The 25,486-nt window shown below is 72.8% G+C and carries 24 protein-coding genes; 2 read left to right on the top strand and 22 right to left on the bottom strand.

Annotated elements, in window-relative coordinates:
- Window positions 1-64: 64 nt before the first annotated feature.
- Genes ACQPWW_RS12550 through pyrR form a run of 6 tightly spaced genes read right to left on the bottom strand, consistent with a single transcriptional unit; the run spans window position 65 to window position 8,419 of the window.
- Entirely contained in the window at window positions 65-1,111 is a 1,047-nt protein-coding gene (locus ACQPWW_RS12550) for a quinone-dependent dihydroorotate dehydrogenase (protein WP_433132275.1), read from the bottom strand.
- On the bottom strand, window positions 1,108-4,455 hold the full coding sequence (gene carB, locus ACQPWW_RS12545; RefSeq protein ID WP_433132272.1) for a carbamoyl-phosphate synthase large subunit: 3,348 nt from the start codon (window positions 4,453-4,455) through the stop codon (window positions 1,108-1,110). Before carB ends, ACQPWW_RS12550 begins: the two co-directional genes overlap by 4 nt.
- The gene (carA, locus tag ACQPWW_RS12540; RefSeq protein WP_433132270.1) at window positions 4,448-5,641 is read right to left on the bottom strand and encodes a glutamine-hydrolyzing carbamoyl-phosphate synthase small subunit; all 1,194 of its coding nucleotides are present in this window, start codon (window positions 5,639-5,641) and stop codon (window positions 4,448-4,450) included. The genes carB and carA overlap by 8 nt, the downstream gene beginning before the upstream one ends.
- Complete coding sequence (locus ACQPWW_RS12535; protein WP_433132268.1) at window positions 5,638-6,915, bottom strand: dihydroorotase; 1,278 nt, start codon at window positions 6,913-6,915, stop codon at window positions 5,638-5,640. The genes carA and ACQPWW_RS12535 overlap by 4 nt, the downstream gene beginning before the upstream one ends.
- On the bottom strand, window positions 6,912-7,838 hold the full coding sequence (locus tag ACQPWW_RS12530) for an aspartate carbamoyltransferase catalytic subunit (RefSeq protein WP_204944570.1): 927 nt from the start codon (window positions 7,836-7,838) through the stop codon (window positions 6,912-6,914). The genes ACQPWW_RS12535 and ACQPWW_RS12530 overlap by 4 nt, the downstream gene beginning before the upstream one ends.
- Window positions 7,835-8,419 (bottom strand): bifunctional pyr operon transcriptional regulator/uracil phosphoribosyltransferase PyrR, encoded by a 585-nt coding sequence (pyrR, locus tag ACQPWW_RS12525; protein ID WP_433132266.1) that lies wholly within the window; start codon window positions 8,417-8,419, stop codon window positions 7,835-7,837. Before pyrR ends, ACQPWW_RS12530 begins: the two co-directional genes overlap by 4 nt.
- Before the next feature lie 288 nt (window positions 8,420-8,707).
- On the opposite strand from pyrR, the gene bldD reads away from it, so the two are divergent.
- Window positions 8,708-9,196 (top strand): transcriptional regulator BldD, encoded by a 489-nt coding sequence (gene bldD, locus ACQPWW_RS12520; protein ID WP_007458348.1) that lies wholly within the window; start codon window positions 8,708-8,710, stop codon window positions 9,194-9,196.
- Window positions 9,197-9,271: 75 nt separating this feature from the next.
- On the opposite strand, the gene nusB is transcribed toward bldD, so the two are convergent.
- From nusB to ACQPWW_RS12495, 5 genes are all read right to left on the bottom strand, one after another.
- Window positions 9,272-9,682 (bottom strand): transcription antitermination factor NusB, encoded by a 411-nt coding sequence (gene nusB / locus ACQPWW_RS12515; protein WP_184188983.1) that lies wholly within the window; start codon window positions 9,680-9,682, stop codon window positions 9,272-9,274.
- A gap of 23 nt (window positions 9,683-9,705) precedes the next feature.
- Window positions 9,706-10,263 (bottom strand): elongation factor P, encoded by a 558-nt coding sequence (gene efp, locus ACQPWW_RS12510; RefSeq protein ID WP_007458344.1) that lies wholly within the window; start codon window positions 10,261-10,263, stop codon window positions 9,706-9,708.
- 437 nt (window positions 10,264-10,700) lie between these two features.
- Complete coding sequence (gene aroQ / locus ACQPWW_RS12505; protein WP_433132263.1) at window positions 10,701-11,132, bottom strand: type II 3-dehydroquinate dehydratase; 432 nt, start codon at window positions 11,130-11,132, stop codon at window positions 10,701-10,703.
- Window positions 11,129-12,208 (bottom strand): 3-dehydroquinate synthase, encoded by a 1,080-nt coding sequence (gene aroB / locus ACQPWW_RS12500; protein WP_433132261.1) that lies wholly within the window; start codon window positions 12,206-12,208, stop codon window positions 11,129-11,131. Before aroB ends, aroQ begins: the two co-directional genes overlap by 4 nt.
- 10 nt (window positions 12,209-12,218) lie before the next feature.
- A complete protein-coding gene (locus ACQPWW_RS12495) occupies window positions 12,219-13,217 on the bottom strand; it encodes a helix-turn-helix transcriptional regulator (RefSeq protein WP_433132259.1) in 999 nt (332 codons plus the stop codon).
- Window positions 13,218-13,296: 79 nt separating this feature from the next.
- Here ACQPWW_RS12495 and ACQPWW_RS12490 point away from each other — a divergent pair, with 79 nt between their 5' ends.
- Window positions 13,297-14,025 carry an alpha/beta fold hydrolase gene (locus tag ACQPWW_RS12490; RefSeq protein ID WP_433132257.1) on the top strand — a complete coding sequence of 243 codons (729 nt, stop codon included), beginning with the start codon at window positions 13,297-13,299 and terminating at the stop codon, window positions 14,023-14,025.
- A gap of 29 nt (window positions 14,026-14,054) precedes the next feature.
- On the opposite strand, the gene ACQPWW_RS12485 is transcribed toward ACQPWW_RS12490, so the two are convergent.
- The 11 genes from ACQPWW_RS12485 to ACQPWW_RS12435 form a co-directional block, all read right to left on the bottom strand.
- Entirely contained in the window at window positions 14,055-14,558 is a 504-nt protein-coding gene (locus ACQPWW_RS12485; protein ID WP_433132255.1) for a shikimate kinase, read from the bottom strand.
- Window positions 14,558-15,736, bottom strand: coding sequence for a chorismate synthase (gene aroC / locus ACQPWW_RS12480; RefSeq protein WP_357411606.1), 1,179 nt, complete (start codon window positions 15,734-15,736; stop codon window positions 14,558-14,560). Before aroC ends, ACQPWW_RS12485 begins: the two co-directional genes overlap by 1 nt.
- 100 nt (window positions 15,737-15,836) lie before the next feature.
- Complete coding sequence (locus tag ACQPWW_RS12475) at window positions 15,837-16,760, bottom strand: glycosyltransferase (protein WP_433132253.1); 924 nt, start codon at window positions 16,758-16,760, stop codon at window positions 15,837-15,839.
- Complete coding sequence (locus ACQPWW_RS12470; RefSeq protein WP_433134309.1) at window positions 16,757-17,326, bottom strand: glycosyltransferase; 570 nt, start codon at window positions 17,324-17,326, stop codon at window positions 16,757-16,759. Before ACQPWW_RS12470 ends, ACQPWW_RS12475 begins: the two co-directional genes overlap by 4 nt.
- 98 nt (window positions 17,327-17,424) lie before the next feature.
- A complete protein-coding gene (locus tag ACQPWW_RS12465; protein WP_433132251.1) occupies window positions 17,425-17,904 on the bottom strand; it encodes a UDP-N-acetylglucosamine--LPS N-acetylglucosamine transferase in 480 nt (159 codons plus the stop codon).
- Between the two features lie 213 nt (window positions 17,905-18,117).
- Window positions 18,118-19,380, bottom strand: coding sequence for a hypothetical protein (locus ACQPWW_RS12460; RefSeq protein ID WP_433132249.1), 1,263 nt, complete (start codon window positions 19,378-19,380; stop codon window positions 18,118-18,120).
- Entirely contained in the window at window positions 19,377-20,279 is a 903-nt protein-coding gene (locus tag ACQPWW_RS12455; RefSeq protein WP_433132247.1) for a sulfotransferase domain-containing protein, read from the bottom strand. Before ACQPWW_RS12455 ends, ACQPWW_RS12460 begins: the two co-directional genes overlap by 4 nt.
- An 8-nt stretch (window positions 20,280-20,287) precedes the next feature.
- Window positions 20,288-21,922, bottom strand: a complete 1,635-nt coding sequence (locus ACQPWW_RS12450; RefSeq protein ID WP_433132245.1) for a lipopolysaccharide biosynthesis protein — start codon at window positions 21,920-21,922, stop codon at window positions 20,288-20,290.
- Complete coding sequence (locus tag ACQPWW_RS12445; protein ID WP_433132243.1) at window positions 21,919-23,286, bottom strand: O-antigen ligase family protein; 1,368 nt, start codon at window positions 23,284-23,286, stop codon at window positions 21,919-21,921. The genes ACQPWW_RS12450 and ACQPWW_RS12445 overlap by 4 nt, the downstream gene beginning before the upstream one ends.
- 2 nt (window positions 23,287-23,288) lie before the next feature.
- On the bottom strand, window positions 23,289-24,884 hold the full coding sequence (locus ACQPWW_RS12440; protein ID WP_433132241.1) for a lipopolysaccharide biosynthesis protein: 1,596 nt from the start codon (window positions 24,882-24,884) through the stop codon (window positions 23,289-23,291).
- Window positions 24,877-25,383 (bottom strand): acyltransferase, encoded by a 507-nt coding sequence (locus ACQPWW_RS12435; RefSeq protein ID WP_433134307.1) that lies wholly within the window; start codon window positions 25,381-25,383, stop codon window positions 24,877-24,879. The genes ACQPWW_RS12440 and ACQPWW_RS12435 overlap by 8 nt, the downstream gene beginning before the upstream one ends.
- Between the last annotated feature and the right edge of the window lie 103 nt (window positions 25,384-25,486).

The following is a 25,486-nucleotide window of genomic DNA, read 5'->3' as shown; positions in this document are numbered from 1 at the left end:
GGGCTCCCCGGCGCGTCGCTGGCTCGGCGCCGGTGGGGCCGGGCCAGCGACGCGCCGGGGTCGGTCACCGGCCGGCGACCGGATCCGGCGCCGCGGTTGCGGCCGTCGCGCGGGCGGCGGCGCGGACCAGGGCCGGCCCCCGGTAGATGAAGCCGGTGTAGAGCTGCACCAGGGCGGCGCCGGCATCGAACATCCGCGCCGCGTCGTCCGGGTCCAGCACCCCGCCGACGCCGATGATCGGCAGTCGGCCGCCGGTCTCCCGGTGCACGAAGGCGACCACGTCACGGGCCCGCCCGGTGAGCGGCCGACCGGAGAGACCACCGGCCTGCGCGCCCCGCTCGACGTCGACGCCGGCCAGCCCGTCCCGGGACAGGGTGGTGTTGGTGGCGATCACCCCGGCGGCGCCACGGGCCAGGCAGACCTCCAGCAGTTCGGCGATCGCCGCCTCGGTCAGATCGGGTGCGATCTTGACCAGCACCGGCTTCTCCCCCACCAGCGCGCCGAGCAGCGCGTCCAGGTGGGCGCGGTCCTGCAGGGAGCGCAGCCCGGGAGTGTTCGGTGAGGACACGTTCACCGCGAAGTAGTCACCGTGGCCACGAAGCGCCCGGTACGAGGCGAGGTAGTCCTCGACCGCCTCGTCGAGCGGCGTCACCTTGGACTTGCCCAACGAGATGCCCAGCGGCACCCCGAGCGGGCGGGGCAGCGCCGCCAGCCGGGCGGCCAACGCCGCGGCCCCGGCGTTGTTGAAGCCCATCCGGTTGACCACTGCCTCGCTTGCCGGCAGGCGGAACAGCCGGGGCCGTGGGTTGCCCGGCTGGGCGTGCGCCGTGACCGTGCCGACCTCGACGAAACCGAAGCCGAGGGCCGGCCAGGCCGGCAGCGCCGCGCCGTCCTTGTCCATTCCCGCCGCCAACCCGACCGGGTTGGGGAAGCGCACCCCGAACACCGTGCGCGGCGCGTTGACCGCGTACCGGGCTCGCAGCGCCGCCAACGCCACCGGTCGACGCGACAGAGCCGTCAACCGCCGCAGTGTCCACTCGTGCGCCTTCTCGGCGTCCCCACCCCCCAGCCGGAACAACAAGGGTCGTACCGCCTGCTCGAACACTGTCACTGGGCGGCCCGGAGGATGGCGTGCAGATCCTGGAGGGGGCGTACCTGCATGTCGCCGCGGATGCGGGCCTCGATACCCATCACGGCTGCGGCGGCGCCCGGGACCGTGGTGATGCAGGGGATGTCCGCCGTGACGGCGGCGCTGCGGATCTCGTACCCGTCGGACCGGGCGCTGGCGCCCGAACCCTGCGGCGTGTTGATCACCAGCGCCACCTGGCCGCCACCGATCAGCGACACCGCGTCATCGCCCTCGCCAGCCTGGTAGTGCTTGCGGATCTGCTCGCAGGCGATGCCGTGCCGCCGCAGCACCTCGGCGGTGCCGGTGGTCGCCACGATCTCGAAGCCGAGGTCGGCCAGTCGCTTGATCGGGAAGATCATGCCGCGCTTGTCCCGGTTCGCCACCGAGACGAAGATCTTCCCGCCGGTCGGCAGCGACCCGTACGCGGCCGACTGGCTCTTGGCGAAGGCGTGCCCGAAGTTGGTGTCGATGCCCATCACCTCGCCTGTCGACTTCATCTCCGGGCCGAGCAGCGAGTCGATCCCCTTGCCGGCACGGGTGCGGAACCGCTTGAACGGCAGCACCGCCTCCTTGACCGCGACCGGCGCGTCGGCGGGCATCGTGCCCCCGTCCCCCGTCGCCGGCAGCAGGCCCTCGGCGCGCAGCTCCGCGATGCTCGCCCCGAGCGCGATCCGGGCCGCCGCCTTGGCCAACGGCACCGCAGTGGCCTTGGAGACGAACGGAACGGTCCGCGACGCGCGCGGGTTGGCCTCCAGTACGTAGAGCACGTCGTCCTTGAGGGCGTACTGCACGTTGAGCAGGCCGCGGACGCCGACGCCACGGGCGATGGCCTCGGTGTACCGGCGGACCTCGACCAGGTGCGAGCCGGCGAGGGTGATCGGCGGCAGCGCGCAGGACGAGTCGCCGGAGTGGATGCCGGCCTCCTCGATGTGCTCCATCACCCCACCGATGTAGACCTCACCGTCGGCGTCGCAGAGGGCGTCCACGTCGATCTCGATGGCGTCGTCCAGGAACCGGTCCACAAGCACCGGGTGATCCGGGGAGATGTCGGTGGCCCGACCGATGTAGTCGCGCAGCGTCGGGTCGTCGTAGACGATCTCCATGCCCCGCCCGCCCAACACGTACGACGGCCGGACCAGCACCGGGTAGCCGATCTCGTCGGCGATCGTCTTGGCCTCGTCGTAGGACGTGGCCATGCCGTGCGCCGGCGCGCGCAGCCCGGCCCGGGCCAGCACCGCGCCGAACGCGCCCCGCTCCTCGGCCAGGTGGATCGACTCCGGGGAGGTGCCGACGATCGGCACGCCGGCGTTCTTGAGCCGCTGCGCCAACCCCAGCGGGGTCTGGCCGCCGAGCTGGACGACCACGCCGACCACGCCCGGCCCGCCGGCCGCCCGGCCGGAGGAGTCCTCGGCGTGCCAGACCTCCAGCACGTCCTCGAAGGTCAGCGGCTCGAAGTAGAGCCGGTCGGCGGTGTCGTAGTCGGTGGAGACGGTCTCCGGGTTGCAGTTGACCATGACGGTCTCGTAACCGGCCGACCGCAACGCCTGCACCGCGTGCACACAGGAGTAGTCGAACTCGATGCCCTGGCCGATCCGGTTCGGGCCGGAGCCCAGGATCAGCACCTTCGGCCGGTCCGACGGCACGACCTCGGTCTCCAGGTCGTAGGTCGAGTAGTGGTACGGCGTGGTGGCCTCGAACTCGGCGGCGCAGGTGTCCACCGTCTTGTAGACGGGGCGCACGTCGAGGCGGTGCCGCAGGGTCCGTACGCCATCCTCGGCGGCCAGCTCCGGGCGCAGCGCGGCGAGCTGCCGATCGGACAGACCGGCCCGCTTGGCCCGACGCAGCAGCTCGCCGTCGAGCACCGGCGCGTCGGTGATCTCCGCGCGCAGCTCGATCAGCGCGGCGATCTGGTCCAGGAACCACGGGTCGATGCCCCCGGACGCCTCGTTGACCTCGGCGATCGACGCGCCGAGGCGCAGCGCCCGCTCGACGGTGTAGAGCCGGCCGTCGTGCGGGATCCGCAGCGCGGCGAGGGTGTCCGCCAGGGTGACGCCCGCCGGGTCCGGCACGCTCCAGAAACCGGCCGATTTCGTTTCCATCGAGCGCATCGCCTTGTTCAACGCCTCGGCGAAGTTGCGCCCGAGGCTCATCGCCTCGCCCACCGACTTCATCGTCGTGGTCAGCTCCGGGTCGGCGCCCGGGAACTTCTCGAACGCGAACCGGGGGATCTTCACCACCACGTAGTCCAGGGTCGGCTCGAACGCCGCCGGGGTCTTCAGCGTGATGTCGTTGGGGATCTCGTCGAGGGTGTAGCCGATGGCGAGCTTGGCGGCGATCTTCGCGATCGGGAAGCCGGTCGCCTTCGAGGCCAGCGCCGAGGAGCGCGACACCCGGGGGTTCATCTCGATCACGACGATCCGGCCGTCGACCGGGTTGACCGCGAACTGGATGTTGCAACCACCGGTGTCCACCCCGACCTCGCGCAGCACCGCGATGCCCAGGTCCCGCAGGCGCTGGTACTCCCGGTCGGTGAGCGTCATGGCCGGGGCCACTGTGACGCTGTCGCCGGTGTGCACACCCATCGGGTCGATGTTCTCGATCGAGCAGACCACCACGACGTTGTCGTGCCGGTCGCGCATCAGCTCGAGCTCGTACTCCTTCCAGCCGAGCACGCTCTCCTCGATGAGGACCTCGTGCACCGGGCTGGCGGACAGGCCGTCACCGGCGATGCGGGCCAGGTCCTCAGGGGTGTGCGCCATGCCGGAGCCCAGGCCACCCATCGTGAACGACGGCCGGATCACCACCGGCAGGCCCAGCTCGGCGACTGTCGCCTCGACCTCGTCCATGGAGTGGCAGACCCGGGAGCGGGGCACCAGGGCGGTCGGGTCCTCGACGCCCAGGCGTACGCCGGCCTTCGCCACGATCTCCTTGAACAGCTGCCGGTCCTCGCCCCGGTTGATCGCGTCGATGTTCGCGCCGATCAACTCGACGCCGTACTTCTCCAGGACGCCGGCCTCGTGCAGGGCGACGGCAGTGTTCAGCGCGGTCTGCCCGCCGAGGGTCGCCAGGATCGCGTCCGGGCGTTCCTTGGCGATGACCAGCTCCACGAACTCCGGGGTGATCGGCTCGACGTAGGTCGCGTCGGCGAACTCCGGGTCCGTCATGATCGTCGCCGGGTTGGAGTTGACGAGGCTGACCCGGATGCCCTCGCTGCGCAGCACCCGGCACGCCTGGGTGCCGGAGTAGTCGAACTCGCAGGCCTGCCCGATGACGATCGGCCCGGAGCCGATCACGAGGATGTGCTTGAGATCGGTCCGCTTAGGCATTGCTGCGCCCCTTGCTGAGGGCACGGCCCTCGCTGGTCTGCCGGTCGGGGGCACGGCCCTCGATCAGCTCGGCGAATCGGTCGAAGAGGTAGTCCGCGTCGTGCGGGCCGGCCGCCGCCTCCGGGTGGTACTGCACGGTGAAGGCGGGCACGTCCACGGCCCGCAGCCCCTCGACCACGTTGTCATTGAGGCAGACGTGCGACACGCGTACGCCGCCGAAGTCGGTGTCGATCACCTGGTCGGGGACCACCGCGCCCGACCCGGCGCCCGGCACCCGCACGGCGAAGCCGTGGTTGTGGCTCGTCACCTCGACCTTGCCGGTGGACCGGTCCAGCACCGGCTGGTTGATGCCCCGGTGGCCGTAGCCCAGCTTGTAGGTGCCGAAGCCGAGCGCCCGACCGAGGATCTGGCTGCCGAAGCAGATGCCGAACAGCGGCACCTGCCGCCGCAGCGCCTCCCGGGCCAGCGCCACCGGCCCGTCGGCAGTGGCCGGGTCGCCGGGGCCGGGCGACAGGAAGATCGCGTCGGCGCCGGTGGCGAGCAACTGCTCGATGCTCGACGAGGCCGGCAGCACGTGGGTGGTCACGCCACGGGTGGCGAGCCGGCGCGGCACGTTGCGCTTGATGCCCAGGTCCAGTGCCGCCACGGTGAACCGGTGCTCGCCGAGGGCCTCGACGACGTACGGCTCGGCGGTGCTCACCTCGGCGGACAGGTCCGCGCCCACCATCTGCGGCGCCTGGCGGACCCGGGCCAGCAGGCTCTGCGGGTCGTTGTCGACGCTGGAGATGCCCACCCGCATGGCGCCCCGCTCGCGCAGGTGCCGGGTCAGCGCCCGGGTGTCCACCCCACTGATGCCCACCACACCCTCGGTGGCGAGGCGGTCCTCCAGGGAGCCGGTGGCCCGCCAGTTCGAGCCGATCCGGGCCGGGTCGCGCACGACGTAGCCGGCCACCCAGATCCGGCCGGACTCGTCGTCCTCGCCGTTGACGCCGGTGTTGCCGATGTGCGGGGCGGTCTGCACCACCACCTGCCGGTGGTACGACGGGTCGGTGAGCGTCTCCTGGTAACCGGTCATGCCGGTGTTGAAGACCGCCTCGCCGAAGGTCTCCCCGACGCTGCCGTACGCCTCACCGGGGAACGTGCGCCCGTCCTCGAGCACGAGGATCGCGGGCCTGCGCTTGGTCACTTGACAGCCTTTCCATCCAGGACCGTCGGCTCGCCGCGCAGGAAGGTCGCCACGATGCGACCCGGCAGCGTCATGCGGGCGTACGGGGTGTTGCGACTGCGACTGGCCAGCTCCGCCGGCTCGATGGTGCGGCGGGCGGCCGGGTCGACAACTGTCAGGTTGGCCGGCACGCCGGGTGCCGGGTCGACGCCGTGCCCGGTCAGCCCGGCGATCCGGGCGGGGGTACGCGACATCCGCTCGGCGATCAGGTCCCACTCGGGGCCGAGCACGTCGAGCGCGATGGACAGGGCCGTCTCCAGGCCGAGCATGCCCGGCCGGGCGTACGCCCACTCGCACTCCTTGTCCTCCACGGCGTGCGGGGCGTGGTCGGTGGCGATCACGTCGATCACCCCGTCGGCGAGCGCGGCGCGCAGCGCGGCGATGTCCGCGGCCGTCCGCAACGGCGGGTTGACCTTGAAGACCGGGTCGTACGTCTCCGCTCGCTCGTCGGTGAGCAGCAGGTGGTGCGGGGTGACCTCGGCGGTGACGCGTACCCCGCGCGCCTTGGCCTGGCGCAGCACCTCCACGCTGCCGGCAGTGGAGACGTGGCAGACGTGCAGGCGGCTGCCCACGTGTTCGGTGAGCAGCACGTCCCGGGCGATGATCGCCTCCTCGGCGACCGCCGGCCAGCCGATCAGGCCGAGTCGGGTGGAGACCTCACCCTCGTGCATCTGCGCGCCCTCGGTGAGCCGGGGCTCCTCGGCGTGCTGGGCGATGATCCCGTCGAACGCCTTCACGTACTCCAGGGCCCGGCGCATCAGCTTCGGGTCCGCGACGCAGTGCCCGTCGTCGGAGAAGATCCGCACCCGGGCCGCGGAGTCGGCCATCGCGCCCAGCTCGGCCAGGCGCTCGCCGGCCAACCCGACGGTGACCGCGCCGATCGGTTGCACGTCGACCAGACCGGCCTCCCGGCCGAGCCGCCAGACCTGCTCGACAACGCCGGCGGTGTCGGCGACCGGGGAGGTGTTCGCCATCGCGCAGACCGCCGTGTAGCCGCCCATCGCCGCCGCGCGGGACCCGGACTCGACGGTCTCGGCGTCCTCCCGACCGGGCTCGCGCAGGTGGGTGTGCAGGTCGACGAGGCCGGGCAGGGCGACCAGCCCGGTGCCGTCGACGACAGTGGCGTCCGGCGCGGACAGGCCGGGGCCGACCTCGGCGACCAGGCCGTCGCGGATCAGCAGGTCGGTCGGCGGGCCGCCGACGACACTCACGCTGGTGATCAGGTACGCGCTCACCGGTTGTTCCCTCCGAGCAGCAGGTAAAGAACAGCCATCCGCACGGAGACCCCGTTGGTGACCTGTTCGACGATTGTGGAGCGGGGTGAGTCGGCGACCTCGGGGGTGATCTCCATCCCCCGGTTCATCGGGCCGGGGTGCATCACGATCGCGTGCTCGGGCAGCCGGCGCATCCGCGGGCCGTCCAGCCCGTAGCGGCGGGCGTACTCGCGCGCGGAGGGGAAGTAGGAGTCGTTCATCCGCTCCCGCTGCACCCGCAACATCATCACCACGTCGACGTTGGGCAGCACGGAGTCGAGGTCGTAGGAGACGTCGGTGGCGGGGGCGAGGGCTCCCGCGATGTCGACCGGGATGAGCGTCGGCGGGCCGACCAGGGTGACCTTCGCGCCGAGGGTGGAGAGCAGCAGCACGTTGGAGCGGGCGACCCGGGAGTGCAGCACGTCCCCGACCACCGCTACCGACAGCCCGGCGAGGCGGCCCAGTCGGGCCCGCATGGTGTACGCGTCAAGCAGCGCCTGAGTGGGGTGCTCGTGGGTGCCGTCGCCGGCGTTGACGACCGACCCGTCGACCCAGTTGGCCAACCGGTGCGGCGCGCCCGAGGCGGGGTGCCGCACGACGACGGCGTCGGCGCCCATGGCCTGCAGGGTCAGCGCGGTGTCCTTCAGGCTCTCGCCCTTGGTGACGCTGGAGCCCTTCGCGGAAAAGTTGATCACGTCGGCGCTCAGCCGCTTCGCCGCCGCCTCGAAGGAGATCCGGGTGCGGGTGGAGTCCTCGTAGAAGAGGTTCACCACGGTCCGGCCGCGCAGCGCGGGCAGTTTCTTGATCTCCCGGCCGGCGACGGTGGCCATCTCGGCGGCGGTGTCCAGGATCTCGGTGGCGGTGTCGGCGTCCAGGTCCGCGCCGGAGAGCAGGTGCTTGATCATGCGGTGGTCCCCCCGTACAGCTTGACCTCGTCCGTCCCGTCGGTCTCGGCGAACGTCACCTTCACGCTCTCGGCGAGCGAGGTCGGGATGTTCTTGCCGACGTAGTCGGCGCGGATCGGCAACTCCCGGTGGCCACGGTCGACCAGGACGGCGAGTTGCACCGAGGCCGGGCGGCCCACGTCGTTGAGCGCGTCGAGCGCGGCCCGGACGGTGCGGCCGGAGAAGAGCACGTCGTCGACGAGGATGACCCGCTTGCCGTCGATCCCGCCGGACGGCAACTCGGTCGGGCCGACCGCGCGAGTCGCGTGCCGCCGCAGGTCGTCGCGGTACAGAGTGATGTCGAGCACACCGACGCCGACGGCGACGTCCTCGAAGGTGCTGATCCGGGCGGCGAGCCGCCGGGCGAGGGGCGTTCCCCGGGTCGGAATCCCCAGTAGCACCGTGTTGGCGGCGCCCTGGGTCTTCTCCAGGATCTGGTGGGCGATGCGGTCGACCACGCGTTGCACGTCGGCGCTGGCGAGGATCACCTTCACCGAGGGTTGTCGCGGTGGTGACGGGCGGGCAGCCGGTGGGTATGCCACGGCGGACCTCCTTCCCCGCCTCACGGGACGGGTCGTTAAAGGATGTCGGGCACCTCCGGCCGGACCGCGGAGCGGACCTGACCGAGGCTTCACGCCACGTTACCAGTGGTCACCGGGCCGATGGACGGCGGCTGCTGATCACCGAATCAGGACCAGGAAATGGGAATAACTTCCCGGACGCTCCCCAACGGTCGGGTCACGACCACTTGACCAGGTGTCGCATTCCCCGTACCGTCACGCTCCGTAGCGATCGACGGGAGAACCCCGAGCAGCACTGGGAGTGTCCGAATGCCCTCTGAATACGCCAAGTCTCTGGGCGCCCGCCTGCGCTCCATCCGCCAGCAGCAGGGTCTTTCCCTGCAGGGTGTGGAGGAGAAGTCGAATGGGCGGTGGAAGGCCGTGGTGGTCGGCTCGTACGAGCGCGGCGACCGGGCCGTGACGGTGTCCCGTCTGGCCGAGTTGGCCGAGTTCTACCGTGTTCCCGTCTCGGAGCTGCTGCCTGACGGCAGTGGTGTCCGGCACGAGCCCACCAGCAAGATCGTCCTGGACCTGGAGCGGCTCTACGACGAGGCCTCCGAGGACCTGGCCTACGTCGCCCGCTACGCCCGCGCCATCCAGCAGCAGCGTGGTGACTACAACGGCCGGGTGCTCTCGATCCGCGCCGACGACCTGCGGGCCCTCGCGATCGTCTACGACGCCTCACCGTCGGGTCTGATCGAGCGGCTCACCGAGCACGGTGTGCTGGTGGCCGACCCGCGGGCGTTCTTCGCCTCCTGAGCTGTCGCTGTACCGAAAGGGCCCGTGCCATCTGGCACGGGCCCTTTCCGGTTGCGGTGTTCGTTGGTGCGACGCTCAGCGGGTGGCGTACTCGGCGATCCGGCCGAGCACCCCGTTGAGGAAGCGCGGCGAATCGTCTGTCGACATCTGCCGGGCCAGCTCCACAGCCTCACTGATCGCCACCGCGTCGTCGATCTCGTCGACGTAGAGCAGCTCGTAGACGGCGATCCGGGCCAGGTTGCGGTCGACGACCGGCATCCGTTCCAGCGTCCAACCCTCGGCGTAGCTGGCGATCAGCTCGTCGATCCGGTTGAGGTGCTCGGCAACACCCTCGACCAGGCCCACCGCGTAGCCCAGGTGCTCCGGTCGGGGCTGCTCGATCCGCTGCACGTAGCCGGCAAGCACCTCCACCGGAGGCTTGTCCCGAAGGTCGGCCTCGTAGAGGACATCCAGCGCCCGCTTGCGCGCCTTGCGGCGCGCCGGCATCTGCTGCTTGGAACCCTCAGCCATCAGGCGCGGCCGAGGTAACGGCCGTCGCGGGTGTCGACCTTGATCTTCTCGCCGGTGGTGATGAACAGCGGCACCGGCACGGTGGCGCCGGTCTCCACGGTCGCCGGCTTGGTGCCGCCGGTCGAGCGGTCGCCCTGCAGGCCCGGCTCGGTGTAGGTGACCTCCAGCACGACGCTGGTGGGCAGCTCGATGTAGAGCGGCACACCCTCGTGCTGGGCGACGGTCGCCTCCGCCTCGGGCAGCAGGTAGTTGGCTGCCTCGCCGACGGTGCCACCGGGCACGGTGATCTGGTCGAACGTCTCCAGATCCATGAAGACGAAGTCCTCACCGTCGGCGTACAGGTATTGCATCGTGCGCTTGTCAACGGTCGCGGTTTCGACCTTGGTGCCCGCGTTGAAGGTCTTGTCGACCACCTTCCCGGACAGCACGTTCTTCAGCGTGGTGCGCACGAAGGCACCACCCTTACCGGGCTTGACGTGCTGGAACTCGACGACAGCCCAGAGCTCGCCGTCCAGGTTGAGTACCAGGCCGTTTTTGAGGTCGTTGGTGGAGGCCATTTCCTGCCTTGATCATCAATTGGCGGACAGACCTTACGAGTCTACTAGCTGCGCCGAGACCCGCTGACCGCCCTACTTCGGCGCGGACCTGCCCCGTGGGCATCGACACCCACGAAGGTAACACAAAGTGACCGTCGGGAGAGGTGCCCCCTCCCCCGGTCGACCCCTTTGCTCTGCTTCCCCATCCGCGACGGTCACGTACCGTGCCGGGCCAGACTGCCGCCCCGGGGCAACGCAGCTCACCTAGTCGCAGCTCACCGCCCTGCCGCCTCCGCGGATGCGAAGCAACTGGGTCGAGCAGGCGGGCGCCCCACCGCCAGCGAGCAACGCTGAGTGACGCTCGGCGACAAGAGTTAGCGATCACAATCGGTGATTTGTCACAGACCGGCGCGAAAGGCGGTGAAAGGCCGGGGCGCCGCGGGCGGGAAGCCCGGTGGTCAGGCGGCTCGGGCAGCCAGGTGGTGCAGAGCGAGGCGATAGCCGTCGATGCCGAGACCGCAGATCACCCCGGTCGCCACCGCCGACACCACCGAATGGTGCCGGAACTCCTCGCGGGCGTGGATGTTGGACAGGTGCACCTCCACCAACGGCCCCCGCAGCATGGCGCACGCGTCGCGCACCGCGTACGAGTAGTGCGACCAGGCAGCCGGGTTGAGCACCACCGCGGCCCCCTCGTCGGCGGCGGCGTGCAGCCAACCCAACAGTTCGTGCTCCGCGTCGGTCTGCCGGACCGTCACGTCCAACCCCAACTCGCGGCCGGTGGCCTCGCAGAGCGCCACCAGATCGGCGTAGCTGGTCGCGCCGTACACCTCGGGCTCGCGGGTGCCCAACCGGCCCAGGTTCGGCCCGTTGAGGACGTACACCCTCACCGGGTGCCCACCTCCCGGTAGGCGGCCTCCAGCAGCGCGTCGTCCGGGCCCTCCAACATCGACGGGCGGGCCAGCCCGTCCAGCACCACGAAGCGCAGCCGACTGCCCCGGGTCTTCTTGTCCACCCGCATCGCGGCCAACAGCTGCGGCCAGGCGTCGGCCGGGTAGCTCACCGGCAGGCCCAGCGCGCTCAACGTGGCCCGGTGCCGGTCGGCGGTCGACGCGTCCAGCCGGCCGGCGAGCCGGGCCAGCGCGGCCGCGTAGACCAGGCCGACGGCGACGGCGTGCCCGTGCCGCCAGCGGTAACCCTCGTTCTGCTCGATGGCGTGGGCCAGGGTGTGCCCGTAGTTGAGCACCTCCCGCACGCCCGACTCGCGCAGGTCACCGGCGACCACGTCGGCCTTGACCCGGATCGCCCGCTCGATCAGCTCCCGCGTCACCGGCCCGCGCGCGTCGGTGGCCGCCACCGGGTCGCGTTCGACGAGGTCCAGGATCACCGGATCGGCGATGAACCCGCACTTGACCACCTCGGCGAGCCCGGCCGCCAGGTCGACAGCGGGCAGGCTGTCCAGAGTGGCCAGGTCGGCAAGCACACCGACCGGCGGGTGGAACGCGCCCACCAGGTTCTTGCCGGCGGCGGTGTTGATGCCCGTCTTGCCGCCCACCGCGGCGTCCACCATGCCCAGCAGCGAGGTCGCCACCGGCACCCAGCGCACGCCGCGGAGCCAGCAGGCCGCGACGAAGCCGGCCAGGTCGGTCACCGCGCCGCCGCCCACCCCGACCACCGCGTCGGTGCGGGTGAAACCGGCCGCGCCGAGCCGGTCCCAGCAGGCGGCGGCCACGTCGATCTGCTTGCCCGACTCGGCGTCGGGCACCTCGATCGGCAGCGGCTCGACGCCGGCGGCGCGCAGTCGCTCGCCGAGCGCGTCCGCCAGGGCCTTGAGCGGGGGCGCGTGCAGCACCGCCGCCCGGCTCGCGCCGGGCAGCAGGCCGGGCAACGCGCCCAGCAGGTCACGTCCCACCAACACGTCGTACGGCCGCTCGCCGCCGACCGGAATCCGGGTCACCTCGTCCATCGCCGGCAGCCTAGTCCAGCGGGCGGCGCGGTGACGGCATCTGCCCACCTGCTGGCCGGGCCGCCCAGTCGGCGAGCAGGCGGGCATGCTCGGCCACCGCGGCGCGCAGCGCCTCCGGGTGTCGCACAGTGAACGGGCAACCCAGACCGGCGAGCAGCGCGGCCATGCCGGGCAGGCTCTCCGCCCGGGCCCGCAGCAGCACTCCCTGGGCGGTGACGGTCAGCTCTGCCACGCTGGGCGGGATGCGGCGGCGGGCCGCGTCCAGGTCGGTCTCCAGCAGCACCTCGACCTCGTGCGAGTAGGGCACGCCGGCCAGTGACCGGGTCACCCGGGCCACCGGGTCGAAGCCCTCCGGGACGGTGAACGTCGCCGTGCCGGGCGTCACGGCGCCGACGCGGTCCAGCCGGAACGTGCGGACCTCACCGCGCCGGTGGTCGTGGCCGGTGACGTACCAGCGGCCGGAGTGGAAGACCAGCCCGTACGGGTCGAGCTCCCGGTGCGACTGCTCGCCCCGCCAGGAGCGGTAGTCAAGTGCCACCCGCTGTCGGTGGCGGGCCGCCGCGGCCAGGGCGAGCAGGATGCCCGACGCCGGCCGCAGCTCCGGCTCGGGGCGTCGCAGGGTGAAGCCGAGGTGCTCCTGCACTGCCGCGAGCCGGTCGGCGAGGGCCGCCGGCAGCACCCGACGGATCTTCGCGAGTGCGGTTGCCGTTGCGGGTTGCTCGGTGGCCAGCCCGACCCGCTCCGCGACGACAAGCCCGAGCAGCACCGCCACCGCCTCGTCGTCGGTGAGCATCAGCGGGGGCAGTTTGTAGCCGGGGTGCAGCCGGTAGCCGCCGTGCCGCCCCCGGTCGGCGGTGACCGGGATGCCCAGCTCGACGAGGGTGGCCGCGTACCGGCGCACGGTCCGCTCGTCGACGCCGAGCCGGCCGGCCAGCTCGGCGGCGGTCGCGCGGTGCCGGGCCTGGAGCAACTCCAGCAGGGCCAGCACCCGACCGGCGGGATGTGACACGGACCACTCCTCGAAACCGGGCGGATTCTGTCCGGATTCGATCGTACGGTCTGCCGGTAACCGAGAGAAGGAGCGACGAATGGCGACGTACGTGCTGGTACCGGGATTCTGGTTGGGCGCCTGGGCGTGGCGGGACGTGACCGGCATGCTGCGCGCGCAGGGCCACGACGTCTACCCGATGACGCTGACCGGGCTGGCCGAACGCGACCACCTGGCCGGGCCGGAGGTGAGCCTGGAGACGCACACCGTCGACATCGTCCGGCTCATCGAGGTCGAGGACCTGCACGACGTGCTGTTGGTCGGGCATTCCGGCGGTGGCATGCCGGTCGCCCAGGCGGCGGACCGCATCCCGGACCGGATCGCCCGGGTGATCTATGTGGAGAGCGGGCCGCTACCCGACGGCACCGCGCAGTTCGACACCGTGCCGCCGGAGGAGCAGCAGCGCCTGCGGGTCGCTATCGGCGACGGCCACCTGTTGCCGCCGCCGGCCTGGGATCCGCTCGCCGACCCGGTCAACCTCGCCGGGCTGGACGAGCCGACACTGGCCCTGCTGCGGACCCGGGCCACCGCCCAGCCGCTGCGGACCGCCACCGACCCGGTGCGACGCACGGGCGGGCGGCCGGTGCCGACGGCCCTGATCGCCAGCACCTTCCCGCTCAGCGTGGTGCGGGAAATGATCGACAAGGAGCACCCGTTCTTCACCGGCCTGGCCGGCGGACACCTGCACGAGTTGCCCACCGGGCACTGGCCGATGCTCAGCGAGCCGAAGGCGCTGGCCGACATCCTCGGCCTGGTCGCGCGCGGCTGAGCGAGCCGGGACCGCCGCCACCGGGCCCGTCAGCGGGGCAGCAGGGCGGCGATCTCGGCGACGACCGCCGCCGGGGTCCGGCCGTCGGTGGTCACCGTCACCGTGGCGACCTCGCGGTAGAGCGGCCGGCGCTGATCCATCAGGTGCTTGAGGGTGGCGCGCGGGTTGATCGCCAGCAGCGGTCGGCCGGCGCCCAACCCGACCCGCTTCACCGCGTCCGGCAACTCCACCGAGAGGTGCACCACCCGGTGCCCGATCAGCGCGGCCCGCGTCTCCTCGGCCAGCACCGCGCCGCCGCCGAGGGCCAGCACGCCGGTGCCGGCGGCCAGCGCCGCGGCCACCGCGGCCCGTTCCAGGGTACGGAAGTGCGCCTCACCCTCGTCGATGAAGATCTCCGGAATCGGCTTGCCGGCCATCTGCTCGATGTCGATGTCGGTGTCGCGGAACTCCACCCCGAGGGTGGCGGCGAGCGCCCGGCCGACTGTGGTCTTGCCGCAGCCGGGCACGCCGACCAGCACGACGACCGGTGCCATCAGCGAATCACCAGCGCGTCGAGGTAGCCGGCCAGGTTGCGGCGGATCTCGGCGATCGAGTCCCCGCCGAACTTCTCGGTGGCCGCCTCGGCGAGCACCAGCGCCACCATCGCCTCGGCGACCACCGCCGCGGCGGGCACCGCGCAGACGTCGGACCGCTGGTTGATCGCGGTGGCCGGCTCGCCGGTGGTGATGTCCACGGTGGCCAGCGCCCGGTTCAGCGAGGAGATCGGCTTCATCGCGGCACGAACCCGCAGCGGCTCGCCGGTGGTGATGCCACCCTCCAGCCCGCCGGCCCGGTCGGTGACCCGGCGGACGCCGGTCGCCGACGGAATGATCTCGTCGTGCGCCTCCGAGCCCCGGGACCGCGCCTGCTGCCAGCCGTCGCCGATCTCCACGCCCTTGATCGCCTGGATGGACATCAACGCGGTGGCCAGTCGGGCGTCGAGTTTGCGATCCCACTGCACGTGGCTGCCCAACCCCGGCGGCACCCCGTACGCCAACACCTCGACCACACCCCCGAGGGTGTCGGCGGCCTTCTTCGCGGCATCGACCTCGGCGACCATCAGCGCGCTGGCCTCCGGGTCGAGGCAGCGCAGCGGGTCGGCGTCGATCCGGGCGGCGTCGGACGGCACGGGACGCAGCCCGGGCTTCGCGGCCACCGGACCCAGCTCGACGACGTGCGAGACGATCTCGATGCCGAGCGCCTGCCGGATCAGCGCCTTGGCGACGGTGCCGACGGCCACCCGGGCGGCGGTCTCCCGGGCGCTGGCGCGTTCCAGGATCGGCCGTGCGTCGGTGTGGCCGTACTTCTGCATGCCGGCCAGGTCGGCGTGGCCCGGCCGCGGACGGGTCAGCGGGGCGTTGCGGGCCTGCCGGGCCAGCTCGTCGGGGTCGACCGGGTCGGCGGCCATCACGGTCTGCCACTTCGGCCACTCGGAGTTGCCCACCCGGATCGCCACCGGGCTGCCCAGTGTCACCCCGTGCCGCAGACCGCCGAGCAGCTCGACCTCGTCGCGCTCGAACGCCATCCGGGCACCCCGGCCGTAGCCCAGCCGCCGACGGGCCAACTCGTCGGCGATCTCGGTGGTGGTCACCTCGATGCCGGCCGGCACCCCCTCCAGCATCGCGACGAGGGCGGGACCGTGCGATTCACCTGCAGTCAACCAACGCAACACAGCGGTCAGTCTGTCACGGCGCGCCACCGACCCGGCACGCTGCCCGCCGCGTCCCGCCCAGCGGACGCCGGTGCCCGGTCGATCGGGCACCGGCGCCAGGTCAGATCCCTCGACCGCGCTTGTGCAGGGTGCGCAGCACCGCGTCGGCCCGGACCACCCGGCCGGCGACGGCGAGGGCCAGATAGGCGCGCGGCTCGCGGGGATTGCTCCGCAGGGTGCGCCGGGCCCACCGCAGCGCGCCCCGGCGGTTGCCGGCGGCAGCCTGGGCGAACGCGATCTGACCGGCGACCCGGGCCGCGCCGGCCGGTTGGCCGGCGAACTCGGGATAGCGCTGGAGCAACCACTGCAACGCCTCGGAGATGGTGTCCCAGCGCTGCGAGAAGTACGAGCGTTTGTGCCAGCGCACCAGCACCGAGGGCGTCCGCAGGTTGATCAGCGGCGCGCTGCGCGCCGCCCGGAGCAGGAACTCGTAGTCCTCCGCGTAACTGCCCGGGATCTCCTCGTCGACGAGCCCGAACCCGTCGCGCAGCGCACCGGCGCGGATCAGGAAGGTCGACGGGTGCAGCTCCGTCAACCGGTCACGCAGCAGGTCGTCCAGGCTGATCCGGTCCCGGTCCAGCACCCGGTCGACGGTGCGCCCGTCGTAGCTGACCCGGATGCCGCAACAGACGAACTCGGCCTCCGGGTCGGCGGCCAGCGCGTCGACCTGCACGGCCAGTTTGCCGGGCAGCCACTCGTCGTCGTCGTCGCAGAACGCGACGAGCTCACCCGTGCCGGCGAGGGTGCCGCTGTTGCGGGCCCCGGCCAACCCCGGGGTCCGGGTGTTGCGGATCACCCGCACCGCGCGGGCCGGGCCGTCCGACAGCTCGGTCAGCGACTCGTCCGGCACTGACTGGTCGAACACCACAACGACCTCGATCGGGCCCGGGTACTCCTGCGCCAGGATCGCGCGCACCGCGGACCGCAGCAGCTCGGGGCGGTCCCGGGTGGGCACCACGACGCTGACGCTGGGCTGGTGGGTCATCGGATCTCCTTCGCACCCGGGCGCGGCCGGGACCAGACCCGCCGCCGCAGCGGGCGCGGGGTCGAGCGGGCCACCAGGTCGTCGACGATCCGCCCGACCCGGGCCACCGCCGCCCGTTGTGCCTCGTGCGCCTGCGGGTCGGCGGCCACCGCGTACCGGGACGGGTCGGTCAGCCCGTCGGTCAACGCGCCGTGCAGCGCCTCCCGGGTCTCGCAGAGCGCCACCAGGCCGGCGGCGCCGAGCCGGCGGGCGAACAGGAGCTGATGGTCGTCGACGTGCTCACCGCGCGCCGGGTCGCGGGGCACCACGATGGGCAGGTGGCCGTGCCGACGGGCCTCCAGGATGGTCGCCGGGCCACCGTGGCAGACCACCAGGTCGGCCTCGTCCATCGCCTGTTGCAGCGCGTCGTGGCCGAGGAACGGCACCGCTCCGGGCAGGTGCGGAGCCCGGGTGTGCCCGTGCTGCATCGTCAACCCGACCGGGTCGGTGGCCTGCGCGTGCCACTGGGCCAGCCAGTCGACGAGCCGGTCGAAGGGATGCTTGTCGGTGCCGACCGCGACCAGCAGCCGAAGCTGGCTGGTCGAGGTGTCGCGCTGGCGCGGCAGCCGGGGCTCCTCGCTCGTCGACCCGGATTGTGGACGCCGGGCGGTGCCGGCCTCCCCCGTCACAGCAGCGTCCCGACGACGGTGGCCTCGGGATACTGCCGCCGCTGCTCGTCCCACTGCACGAGCATCGCGGACAGGAACGGCCGGCAGAGGCGGGCGGTCAACGTCGGAGTGTCGATCCGGTCGTACACCTCGATGTAGACGGTCGGGATGCGCCAGAGCCGGGCCAGCACCACGAACGGCACCGCCACCCCGGCGCCGGTGGTGACCACCGCGGCGACCCGCCGGGCCCGCAGCACCCGCCAGGCCAGCAAGGCGTTGCGGAGCAGGTTCGGGATGTTGCGGGTGGTCGGGTGGTGCGCCGGCACCAGGTCCTCGCCGGTCAGCAGGGACACCGCCTCCGGGGTGTCGAAGGTGACCCAGCAGCGCTGCCACTGTTCGTACCAGGGCCGCAGGGCGAGTAGTTGGGCCAGATGGCCGCCGCTGGAGCCGACCAGCAGAAGCACTGGCGCGGCATCGTCGTCGTTCTTCGTGTCCACGCGACTCCCCACAAGTTCGCTTGGAATTCCAGTTCACGCCACGCAGAAGCAGATCACACGTTCTCCGGTCGTTGAATAGCGCGACCGGACGAGACATCGATCTCCACATCGGGCACTCGGGCGCGTCGAACGCCCGAGGTCCATCGATCGTTATCACCACCTGCGATTTTGTCGTCACTCTGTGGCGCAGCCACCCGCCGTGATTCCGCCGGATCAGCCGCTATGTCTTTTCTCGATGACATCCAAGAGTGCGGGATGCAGCGCGGTGTTCCAGCCCGCGCCCGCGTCGGCCAGCCGCCACGTCCGCAACCACATCTCCACCAGGTACGCGTCGGCGACCAGCCGGCGCTGCGGCACGCCGAGGCCGAGCCGGTCGCCGTGCCGGTCCAGGTACGCGTCGACGGCCGACGCCGCGACGGCGGCCGACTCACCCCGCAGCACCAGGGCCCGTTGGAACGCGTCGTGCGCCAGGTCGAAGCCGACCGGCACGTCCGCCCCGCTGTGCTCCCAGTCCCAGGCGACCAACCGCCCGTCGTGCCGGCCCAGGTTCCAGGGCACCCAGTCGCCGTGCCAGTGGCCGAACTCGACAATGGTGTCGCCGTGCCGGCGGGCCAGGGCGGCGACCGCGGCGACCGCCCGCGCGCCGGTCTCCTCGGCCGCGGCGGCCCGGTCGGCCTGCCCGGCCAGGCGGGTCAGGAAGGTCGACCCGGCCAGTGCGCGGGGCGGACCCGGCGGGCTGCCACGCCGGGCGACCGCGAGCAGCGCCGCGATCCGCGGTGGGTCGTCGACCGGCACACCGCGTACCGCCGGTGGCAGCGGCTCGATCACCGCGACCGCCTGGCCCGCCCACGCCGTCTCGGTGAGCAGCCCCGGCGGCGTCGGGTGGTCGGCGACACCGCGCACCGCCCGCAGCGCCCGCAGCGCCGCCGCCTCGGCGGTGACCAACGCGCGGGTCGCGTCGTTCCAGCCGATCTTCGCGTAGCCGCGCGGACGACCGTCGGCGGTGAAGAGTTGCAGGGTGGGCTTGCCGTTCGGGTCGGGTGGTCGGACCCCGCACGCGGCCAGCAGCGGTGCGCCGCCCAGCTCGGCCGCGAGCCGCTCGGTCAGCAGCAGCTCCTCCGCCGCCGCCCCGGCGGGCACCGACACGGTCAGCGTCGGAAAGGGCGCGAGCCCCACCGCGCCGAACCGGGCCAGCCCGCCGAGCACCGCCCGCAGCGCGCGCACCTTCGGTGGCCGCAGCGCGTTGTACGCCCACAGCGACGCCGCCCCGGCCCGCGGCGCGCCCAACGGCACCAGGAAGCGGGCCCGGGCGACCGACGGCACCACCGCGTACCGGGCCACCACCCGGTGACCGGCCGGCGCGGCGCCGCCCACTGTCAGGTCGACCCGCTCGTCGGGGAAGACCGCACGGCTCACCCAGCCCAGACCGTCCACCCGGGCACGCGGGTCGGTGGTCGAGCCCACCCGCGTCGTCACGCCGGCCGGTCCGCCCAGTCGAGGTCCAGCCCGAGCCGCTCGCGCAGCGCGTCGTTGTACGGCCGGTAGTAGTCGGTCAGCTCGGCGCGCACCGCAGGCTCCAGCGGCGCCGAGCGCCGGTCGTTGTAGACCTTGAAGTCGGGCAGGTCGTAGGCCGGCAGCCCGAGGAAGTCCAGGGTGCGCCGGTAGGTCGCCCGGGAGTCGCGGTACAGGTCCTCACTGGGCAGGAAGAGGATCTGCTGCCTGTCGAAACGCGCCAACCACGGCTCCAGGTGCTCCAGGTAGCGCCCCCGCGCCCGGTACGTGTACCAGTCGTACGCCTCGCTGAACGACTCCGGTTCGGCGATCAGCCGCTCCCGCTCCCCCGCCGTCCGCTCCGGCTCGGCGGCCAGCGCGGCGGCGAAGTCCAACGGCTCGATGCCGTGCGTGCGGCGCTCCTTCCAGTGCGAGTACGCCCGCTCCACCGGGTCCCGCAGGAGCACGATCAGCTTCACCCCCGGCAGCAGCGCGGCGACCCGCTGCGCGGCGAGCGGGTGGAACATGTACAGCGGCGCGGCCTCGCCGACCCGGACCGGCCCGCCGTGCCGCTTCGACAGGGCGTCGCGGTGGCGCTGGGTCGGGAAGTGCGAGCGGTACCACGCCTCACCGCGCCCCCAGTGCTCCTCGAAGTAGTGCGCCGACTTGGTGTTCCACGCCGGGAAGAGGCGGGGCACGAGCGGGTGCTGGATGAGGTAGTTCCACAGGGAGGTGGTGCCGCCCCGCTTCGTGCCGATGATCAGGAAGTCCGGCAGGGGTCGCCGGTCACTCGTGCGGACCCCGTAGTCCACGAGGGACTCCTTCACCCGGACGGTCACCTGGGTCGGGACCAACTGCTTGACCCGGTCACGGATGGACGACACGACGGACCTCACCTGCCTCTCGTCGATACCGGGCCGGGGTCGGCGGCCGCGGCCGCGTGCTCCCGTCCCCGGACCTGCCTCATGGTCTCCCGGACGCCGGCGCGCACCCGGGGCAACGTCAACATGCCGACGCAGCCGGCCAGCAGCACACCCAGCGCCACCGCCAGGCCGGGCAGGCCGCGCCCGCCCACCAGCACACCGACGCCGGCCGCCAGACCCACGGCGGCCGCCGTGGCCGCCGCGGCGCGCGCCGTCGCGCTGTCGAACAACGGCTCCCGGACCACCGACCGGGCGAACCCGGCGGCGGTGAGGTTCTCGGTGGCGATGCCGGCGGCCCACGCCACCGCCGCTCCCGTGGCGCCGTGCCCGGGGATCAGCCAGAGGCCCAGCGAGACGGTCACCGTCAACCCGGCAACGGTGGCCACCAGATGCAGCCCGCTGCGCCCGCCCATCAGCAGCAGGCTCTGCACGTTGCCCACCCCGGTGTTGACGAGCATCGCCAGCGCGAGCACCGTCATCGCCGGCACACCGGCGGTGAACTCCGGCCCGAACAGCTGGAGGAAGGCCAACGCGAAGACCGCCAGCAGCAGGTACACCGGCCAGGACAGCACCAGCCCCCAGATGGTCAACTGCCGGTGCACGGCCGCCGCGGCGGCCCGCTCGCCGCGCCCGAGCAGCCGGGACAACTGCGGTGACACCGCCACCCGCAGCCCCTGCATGGCGAGCTGGCCGGCCAGCACGTACCGGCCGACCGCGCCGAACACGCCGGCGTCCGTCGGCCCGGCCAGCACGGAGGTGAGCAGCACACCCACCCACATGCTGCCGGCGTCGATGGCCGCGGACGCGGCCCGGGGCAGCGCGAAGCGCCAGAACGTCGACCAGTCGCCGCGGTGGGGTCGCAGCCCCGCCCCCCGGCCCAGTCCGAGCGGACCGGCCACGAGGATGAGACAGACAAGCAGCGCCACCGCCGCCGGCACCAACCAGCCGGTCATGCCGGCGACCAGGCCCCCGCCGGCCAGCGCGGCGGCGCCGACCAGCGCCGGCCGGGCAACCGGCAGCAGCAGGAACTGCACCCCGACGTACGCCCGGATGGGCCGCACGCAGCGCAACGCGGCCAGCAGCAGGGTCATCGCGACCACCACCGGCACGGCGGCGAACGTGACGGTGAGCAGGGCGTGGCCGCTCGCGCCGGAGCCCCGCAGCAGCCGGGGCGCGAGCGTGTCGGCGGCCAGCACGCCGACGCCGGCGACCAGGAGCCCGGCCAGCAGCGGCGGGATCAACGCCACCGGGAGCACCCGGGCCGCGTCCCCGCGCACACCGGCGCTACGCCGGGGCAGCGACCACATCAGGCCGGTCTCCGCGCCGAGCGTGCAGATCGCGGTGGCCACGGTGACCACCCCGATCGCCGCGAAGAACGCGCCCGCGCCGGCCGTGCCGTACCCCCGGGTGATCACCACGGCCAGCACGAAGCCGAACAGTCCGCTGGTGGCCGCGCCGAGCAGCCCGGCCACGCCGCTGCGCGCGCTGCGGCGGGTCTCGGTCGAGCCCGCGTCGGCGTTGGCGGTGGCGGCCGGCTGGTCCGCGCCGGCGGGCGCTGGCGGCGGGCGCTCCGGGCCGGTCGGCGGTCGGGTCGCGGCGGTCATGCCGGCACCGCCGCGCCCGGCGCGGCGGGCCGCGACCACCCGGCCGCCCGGGTCGGCCCGGTCCACCGTTCGCGTTCGGTAAGCGCCATCGCGAAGCCGACAGCGAAGAACGCGACAGCCAGGTTCTGGTTCGCCATGCCGTAGAACGGAACCTGCACCAGGCAGACCACCGGCACCACCGACAGCCACTGCCCGGCCGCCGAGGTGGCCCGCGCGCAGATCACCGCGGCGGCGACGAACCAGGCGAGGAAACAGACGAGCGCGGGTACGCCGTGACTGAACAGCACCATCCAGAGCTGCCCCTGGGTGCCGATCGGCGCGTCCGCGGACACGGTGTCGACGTTCACCGGCGCGCCGTAGCCCAACCACGGTGACTCCTGCACCCGGCGGATCACCTCGGTGTAGAGCGAGAGCCGGTCGGTGTTGGTGTCACTGGAGTCGACCCGGTTGCTGATCAGTTCGGTGATCGGGATGAACAGCGTGGCCAACGCGCCGATCACCACCACCCCCACGATGGACGCGGCGACCCGGACGTTGCCGCGCAGGCTGGCCCGCACCCCGAGCACCGCCAGCCCGGCGCCGAGGCTGAGGAACATCGCCCGGTTGAGAGTGAGGAACGCCGGAGCGAGCGACAACGGCAACGACGCGAGGATCGCCCAGCGCAGCACACCCCGCCGGCGCAGCATCGCGAAGGCCACCACGCAGGGCAGCGTCATGGCGTACGCGCTGCCGTAGTTGTTCGTGTACGCGAACGGCGCGGCCGGCCGGTAGATCGGGTTGAGTGACCGGGTGCTGTACTCGGCGGTGGTCAGGTGCACCATGTCCTGGATGAACGGGGTGCGGGCCACCCCGGCGGGCAGCAGCACCTCCATCGGGGTGGTGATGGCCAGCCGGGGCACCAGCACCCCGAGCCAGCCGAGCGCCACCAGCCCGAACCAGAACGCGCAGAGCGGGTTGAGCACCGCCACCAGGCTCGCGCGTTCCCGGGCGGCGACGTAGACGTAGACGCCGACCACCAGCGCGGTCAGGTAGAACGCCAGGCGCAGGGCGAATGTCAGCAGCGAGGCGGGCGATGCCAGCTGGGTGGCGCTGACCACGACGATGGCGAGGAACAGCAGCCAGATCCCGGTCGCCGGCGGCAATGGCACCCGGCCCCGGGTGAGCAGCAACGCGAACAGCAACCCGCCCAGCAGCGGCCAGCCGAGGTAGAACGCACCGAACAGCCACCAGAGCGGCACCAGGCCGAACATCAGCGTCAGGGGCCAGAGCGGCAGTCGGGGCGGCAGCGGCGGCGACGCCGGGGCGACGCCGGCCGGAGCGCCTCCGGGCGGCGGGAAGGTCGCCGGGGCGCGGGTGACCGACACGCTCAGGCCCGGCCGTTGCGGGTGAGCACGAAGCCGAGTGGGGTGACCCCGGCGGCGCGCAGTCGCTCCGCCAGGCGTCGCAGGTCGCTCTGCCGGGTGCGGTCCCGCTCCACGACCACCACCGCGCTGCCCTGCCGGGCGACGGCGACGCCGCGCTCGTCGGACTCCGCGGGCGGGGCGTTGAACAGCACCAGGCCGTGGTCCGCGCCCTGCCGCCAGGTGCCGAACCGGACGCTGCCCATCCCGACGCTCACCTCGTCCGGGTCGGCGACCCGGCCGTTGTCCGAGCGGGCGGACGACACCCGGGGAAGCGTCAGCGTGGCGTCCGCGTCGGTGGACGGGCGGGCGCCGGGCGGATGCGGGGAGGGCCGGCGGGGGGCCGCGGCCTCTCCGGCAGCGGCGGCCGGAGGGCTGCCGGCCGGGCGGGGCTTGGGCACCAGCGGCCGGGACGGATCGATGGGCAGTCGTCCCCGGTCGGCGAGCACCGTGGCGCGCAGCCGTTCGGTGCGCCCGCTGTCGTCGGCGACGAAGACGTCGCGACCGTCGGCGGCGAGCGCCACCGCCAGCCCGGCGGTGAGCGCGGTGGCGTCCTCCCGGGCGCTGACCAGCGCCACCCGGGCGGGCTGACGGACCCGTTCGGCGACGGCCATCGCCACGTATCGGACGTCGGCGTCGACCGCCCGGGGGCTGCCCCGGAACGCCGGCCGGCGCACGGTGCCGAGCAACGGCAGGCCGGTGGCGTCCCGGCCGTCGGCGACCGAGCGGACCCTCCGGTCGGTCGACTCCCAGGCGTACGCGAGCACGATGCCGATCAGCGCGCCACCGAGCAGGCCGGCGACCAGGTACAGCGGCCGGTGCCCGGCGGAGGCGACGAGCGACTTCTCGGCGGTCTGGGTCACCCAGCCGGGGTTGACGTCGACCGCGGCGATCTCGGTGCGCGCGGAGTTGAGCTGGGTGAGCTGGTTGTTGATCCCGGCCAGCTCGGCGACCACCGCGTTGCCGGCGGCGGGGTCCTTGATGGTGCTGGCCCGCTTCTGCAGCGCGGCCTGCTGGGCGGCGACCTTGGTGATGCTGAGGTCGTAGGAGCGCAGCATCTCGGCGCGCTGCTGCTCGTACATGGTGCGTCGGACGTCCAGGTAGGTCTGGGCGGCCAGGTTGGCCCCCTGCACCGCCCGCTGCGCGTCGCGCGCCTGGTAGCTGAAGCGCAGGATCTGCCCACCGGTGGGCACCTCGACCTCGAGCGCGCCGCGGATGTCACGCGGGTGTCCGCCGGCCGCGGTGGCGAGCCGCTGCACGACCTCGGTGCCGGTGGCGATGCCGCTCTCCACGTTCATGTTGACCGCCCGGTCGGCGCCCGCGCCGCTGGGGGTGAACGCGTCGGTCACCACCGGCCGGACCGCCACCACGGCGTTCGCGGTCAGCGCGGCCGGCACCAGCAGCACGTAACCGAGCGCGGCCAGCAGCCCGACCAGGGCAGCCGCGCCCACCAGCCGTAACCTGTGCATCGGCACCCGCAGCAGGTCGGTAAGTGTCACCGCGCCGGGGGTCGCGGAGGACGGGCCGTCCGTGGTCCAGGAGCCGGAAGTCGCATCAGTCATGGAACTTCTTCACCGTCTGTTGAGGATTGCCGACGACCACGACGCCGGGTGGGACGTCCGTGCGGACCACCGCCGCCGCGCCCACCACGCTGTCCCGGCCGACCCGGACGCCCTTCAACACCAGGGCGTGTGCGCCGACCCACACGTTGTCCTCGAGGACGATCGGGGCACGGGTGGCCGGGCCGGGCGGTGCGTGCCGTTGCGCGGGCGGCAGGTTGTGGAAGTCGTTGTCGAGCAGTTCACAATCCGACAGGAGGCACCGGTCCCCCACGGTGACCGATGTCCAGGTGCCGATCCAGGTGGCGTTGAGCAGACAGTCGGCGCCGACGCGCACCTCACCGGGGCCCGCGAAGCGGACCAGCTTGTTGATCCGGGTGCGGTCGCCGATTGTCACCCGCACGCCACGGCGCAGCCGGATCCGACCACGGATCTCCACGTCCCGGCCGAGCGTCAACCGCCGGTAGCGGAGCCGGTACCACCCGCGTTTGACCGCGAAGATCAGACGCACCGCGCGTCTCTTGTGGATGCCAGCGGCGCCAAGCAACGAGCCTCCCCACGTCACGGGGCCGGCGGCGGGTGATGCCCGCCACCGACCCAACGTG

The organism is Micromonospora sp. CA-240977, from assembly GCF_050942285.1.
GTDB lineage: Bacteria > Actinomycetota > Actinomycetes > Mycobacteriales > Micromonosporaceae > Micromonospora.
This window is presented reverse-complemented; position numbering and strand designations above follow the sequence as displayed.

What these genes read in the sequence shown, in the direction of transcription:
- ACQPWW_RS12450 (WP_433132245.1), bottom strand. Translation starts at nt 21,922, where the DNA reads ATGACCGCCGCGACCCGACCGCCGACCGGCCCGGAGCGCCCGCCGCCA.
- ACQPWW_RS12440 (WP_433132241.1), bottom strand. Translation starts at nt 24,884, where the DNA reads ATGACTGATGCGACTTCCGGCTCCTGGACCACGGACGGCCCGTCCTCC.
- ACQPWW_RS12485 (WP_433132255.1), bottom strand. Translation starts at nt 14,558, where the DNA reads ATGGCACCGGTCGTCGTGCTGGTCGGCGTGCCCGGCTGCGGCAAGACC.
- ACQPWW_RS12530 (WP_204944570.1), bottom strand. Translation starts at nt 7,838, where the DNA reads ATGATCAAGCACCTGCTCTCCGGCGCGGACCTGGACGCCGACACCGCC.
- ACQPWW_RS12490 (WP_433132257.1), top strand. Translation starts at nt 13,297, where the DNA reads ATGGCGACGTACGTGCTGGTACCGGGATTCTGGTTGGGCGCCTGGGCG.
- aroB (WP_433132261.1), bottom strand. Translation starts at nt 12,208, where the DNA reads ATGGACGAGGTGACCCGGATTCCGGTCGGCGGCGAGCGGCCGTACGAC.
- bldD (WP_007458348.1), top strand. Translation starts at nt 8,708, where the DNA reads ATGCCCTCTGAATACGCCAAGTCTCTGGGCGCCCGCCTGCGCTCCATC.
- efp (WP_007458344.1), bottom strand. Translation starts at nt 10,263, where the DNA reads ATGGCCTCCACCAACGACCTCAAAAACGGCCTGGTACTCAACCTGGAC.
- nusB (WP_184188983.1), bottom strand. Translation starts at nt 9,682, where the DNA reads ATGCCGGCGCGCCGCAAGGCGCGCAAGCGGGCGCTGGATGTCCTCTAC.
- ACQPWW_RS12475 (WP_433132253.1), bottom strand. Translation starts at nt 16,760, where the DNA reads ATGACCCACCAGCCCAGCGTCAGCGTCGTGGTGCCCACCCGGGACCGC.
- carB (WP_433132272.1), bottom strand. Translation starts at nt 4,455, where the DNA reads ATGCCTAAGCGGACCGATCTCAAGCACATCCTCGTGATCGGCTCCGGG.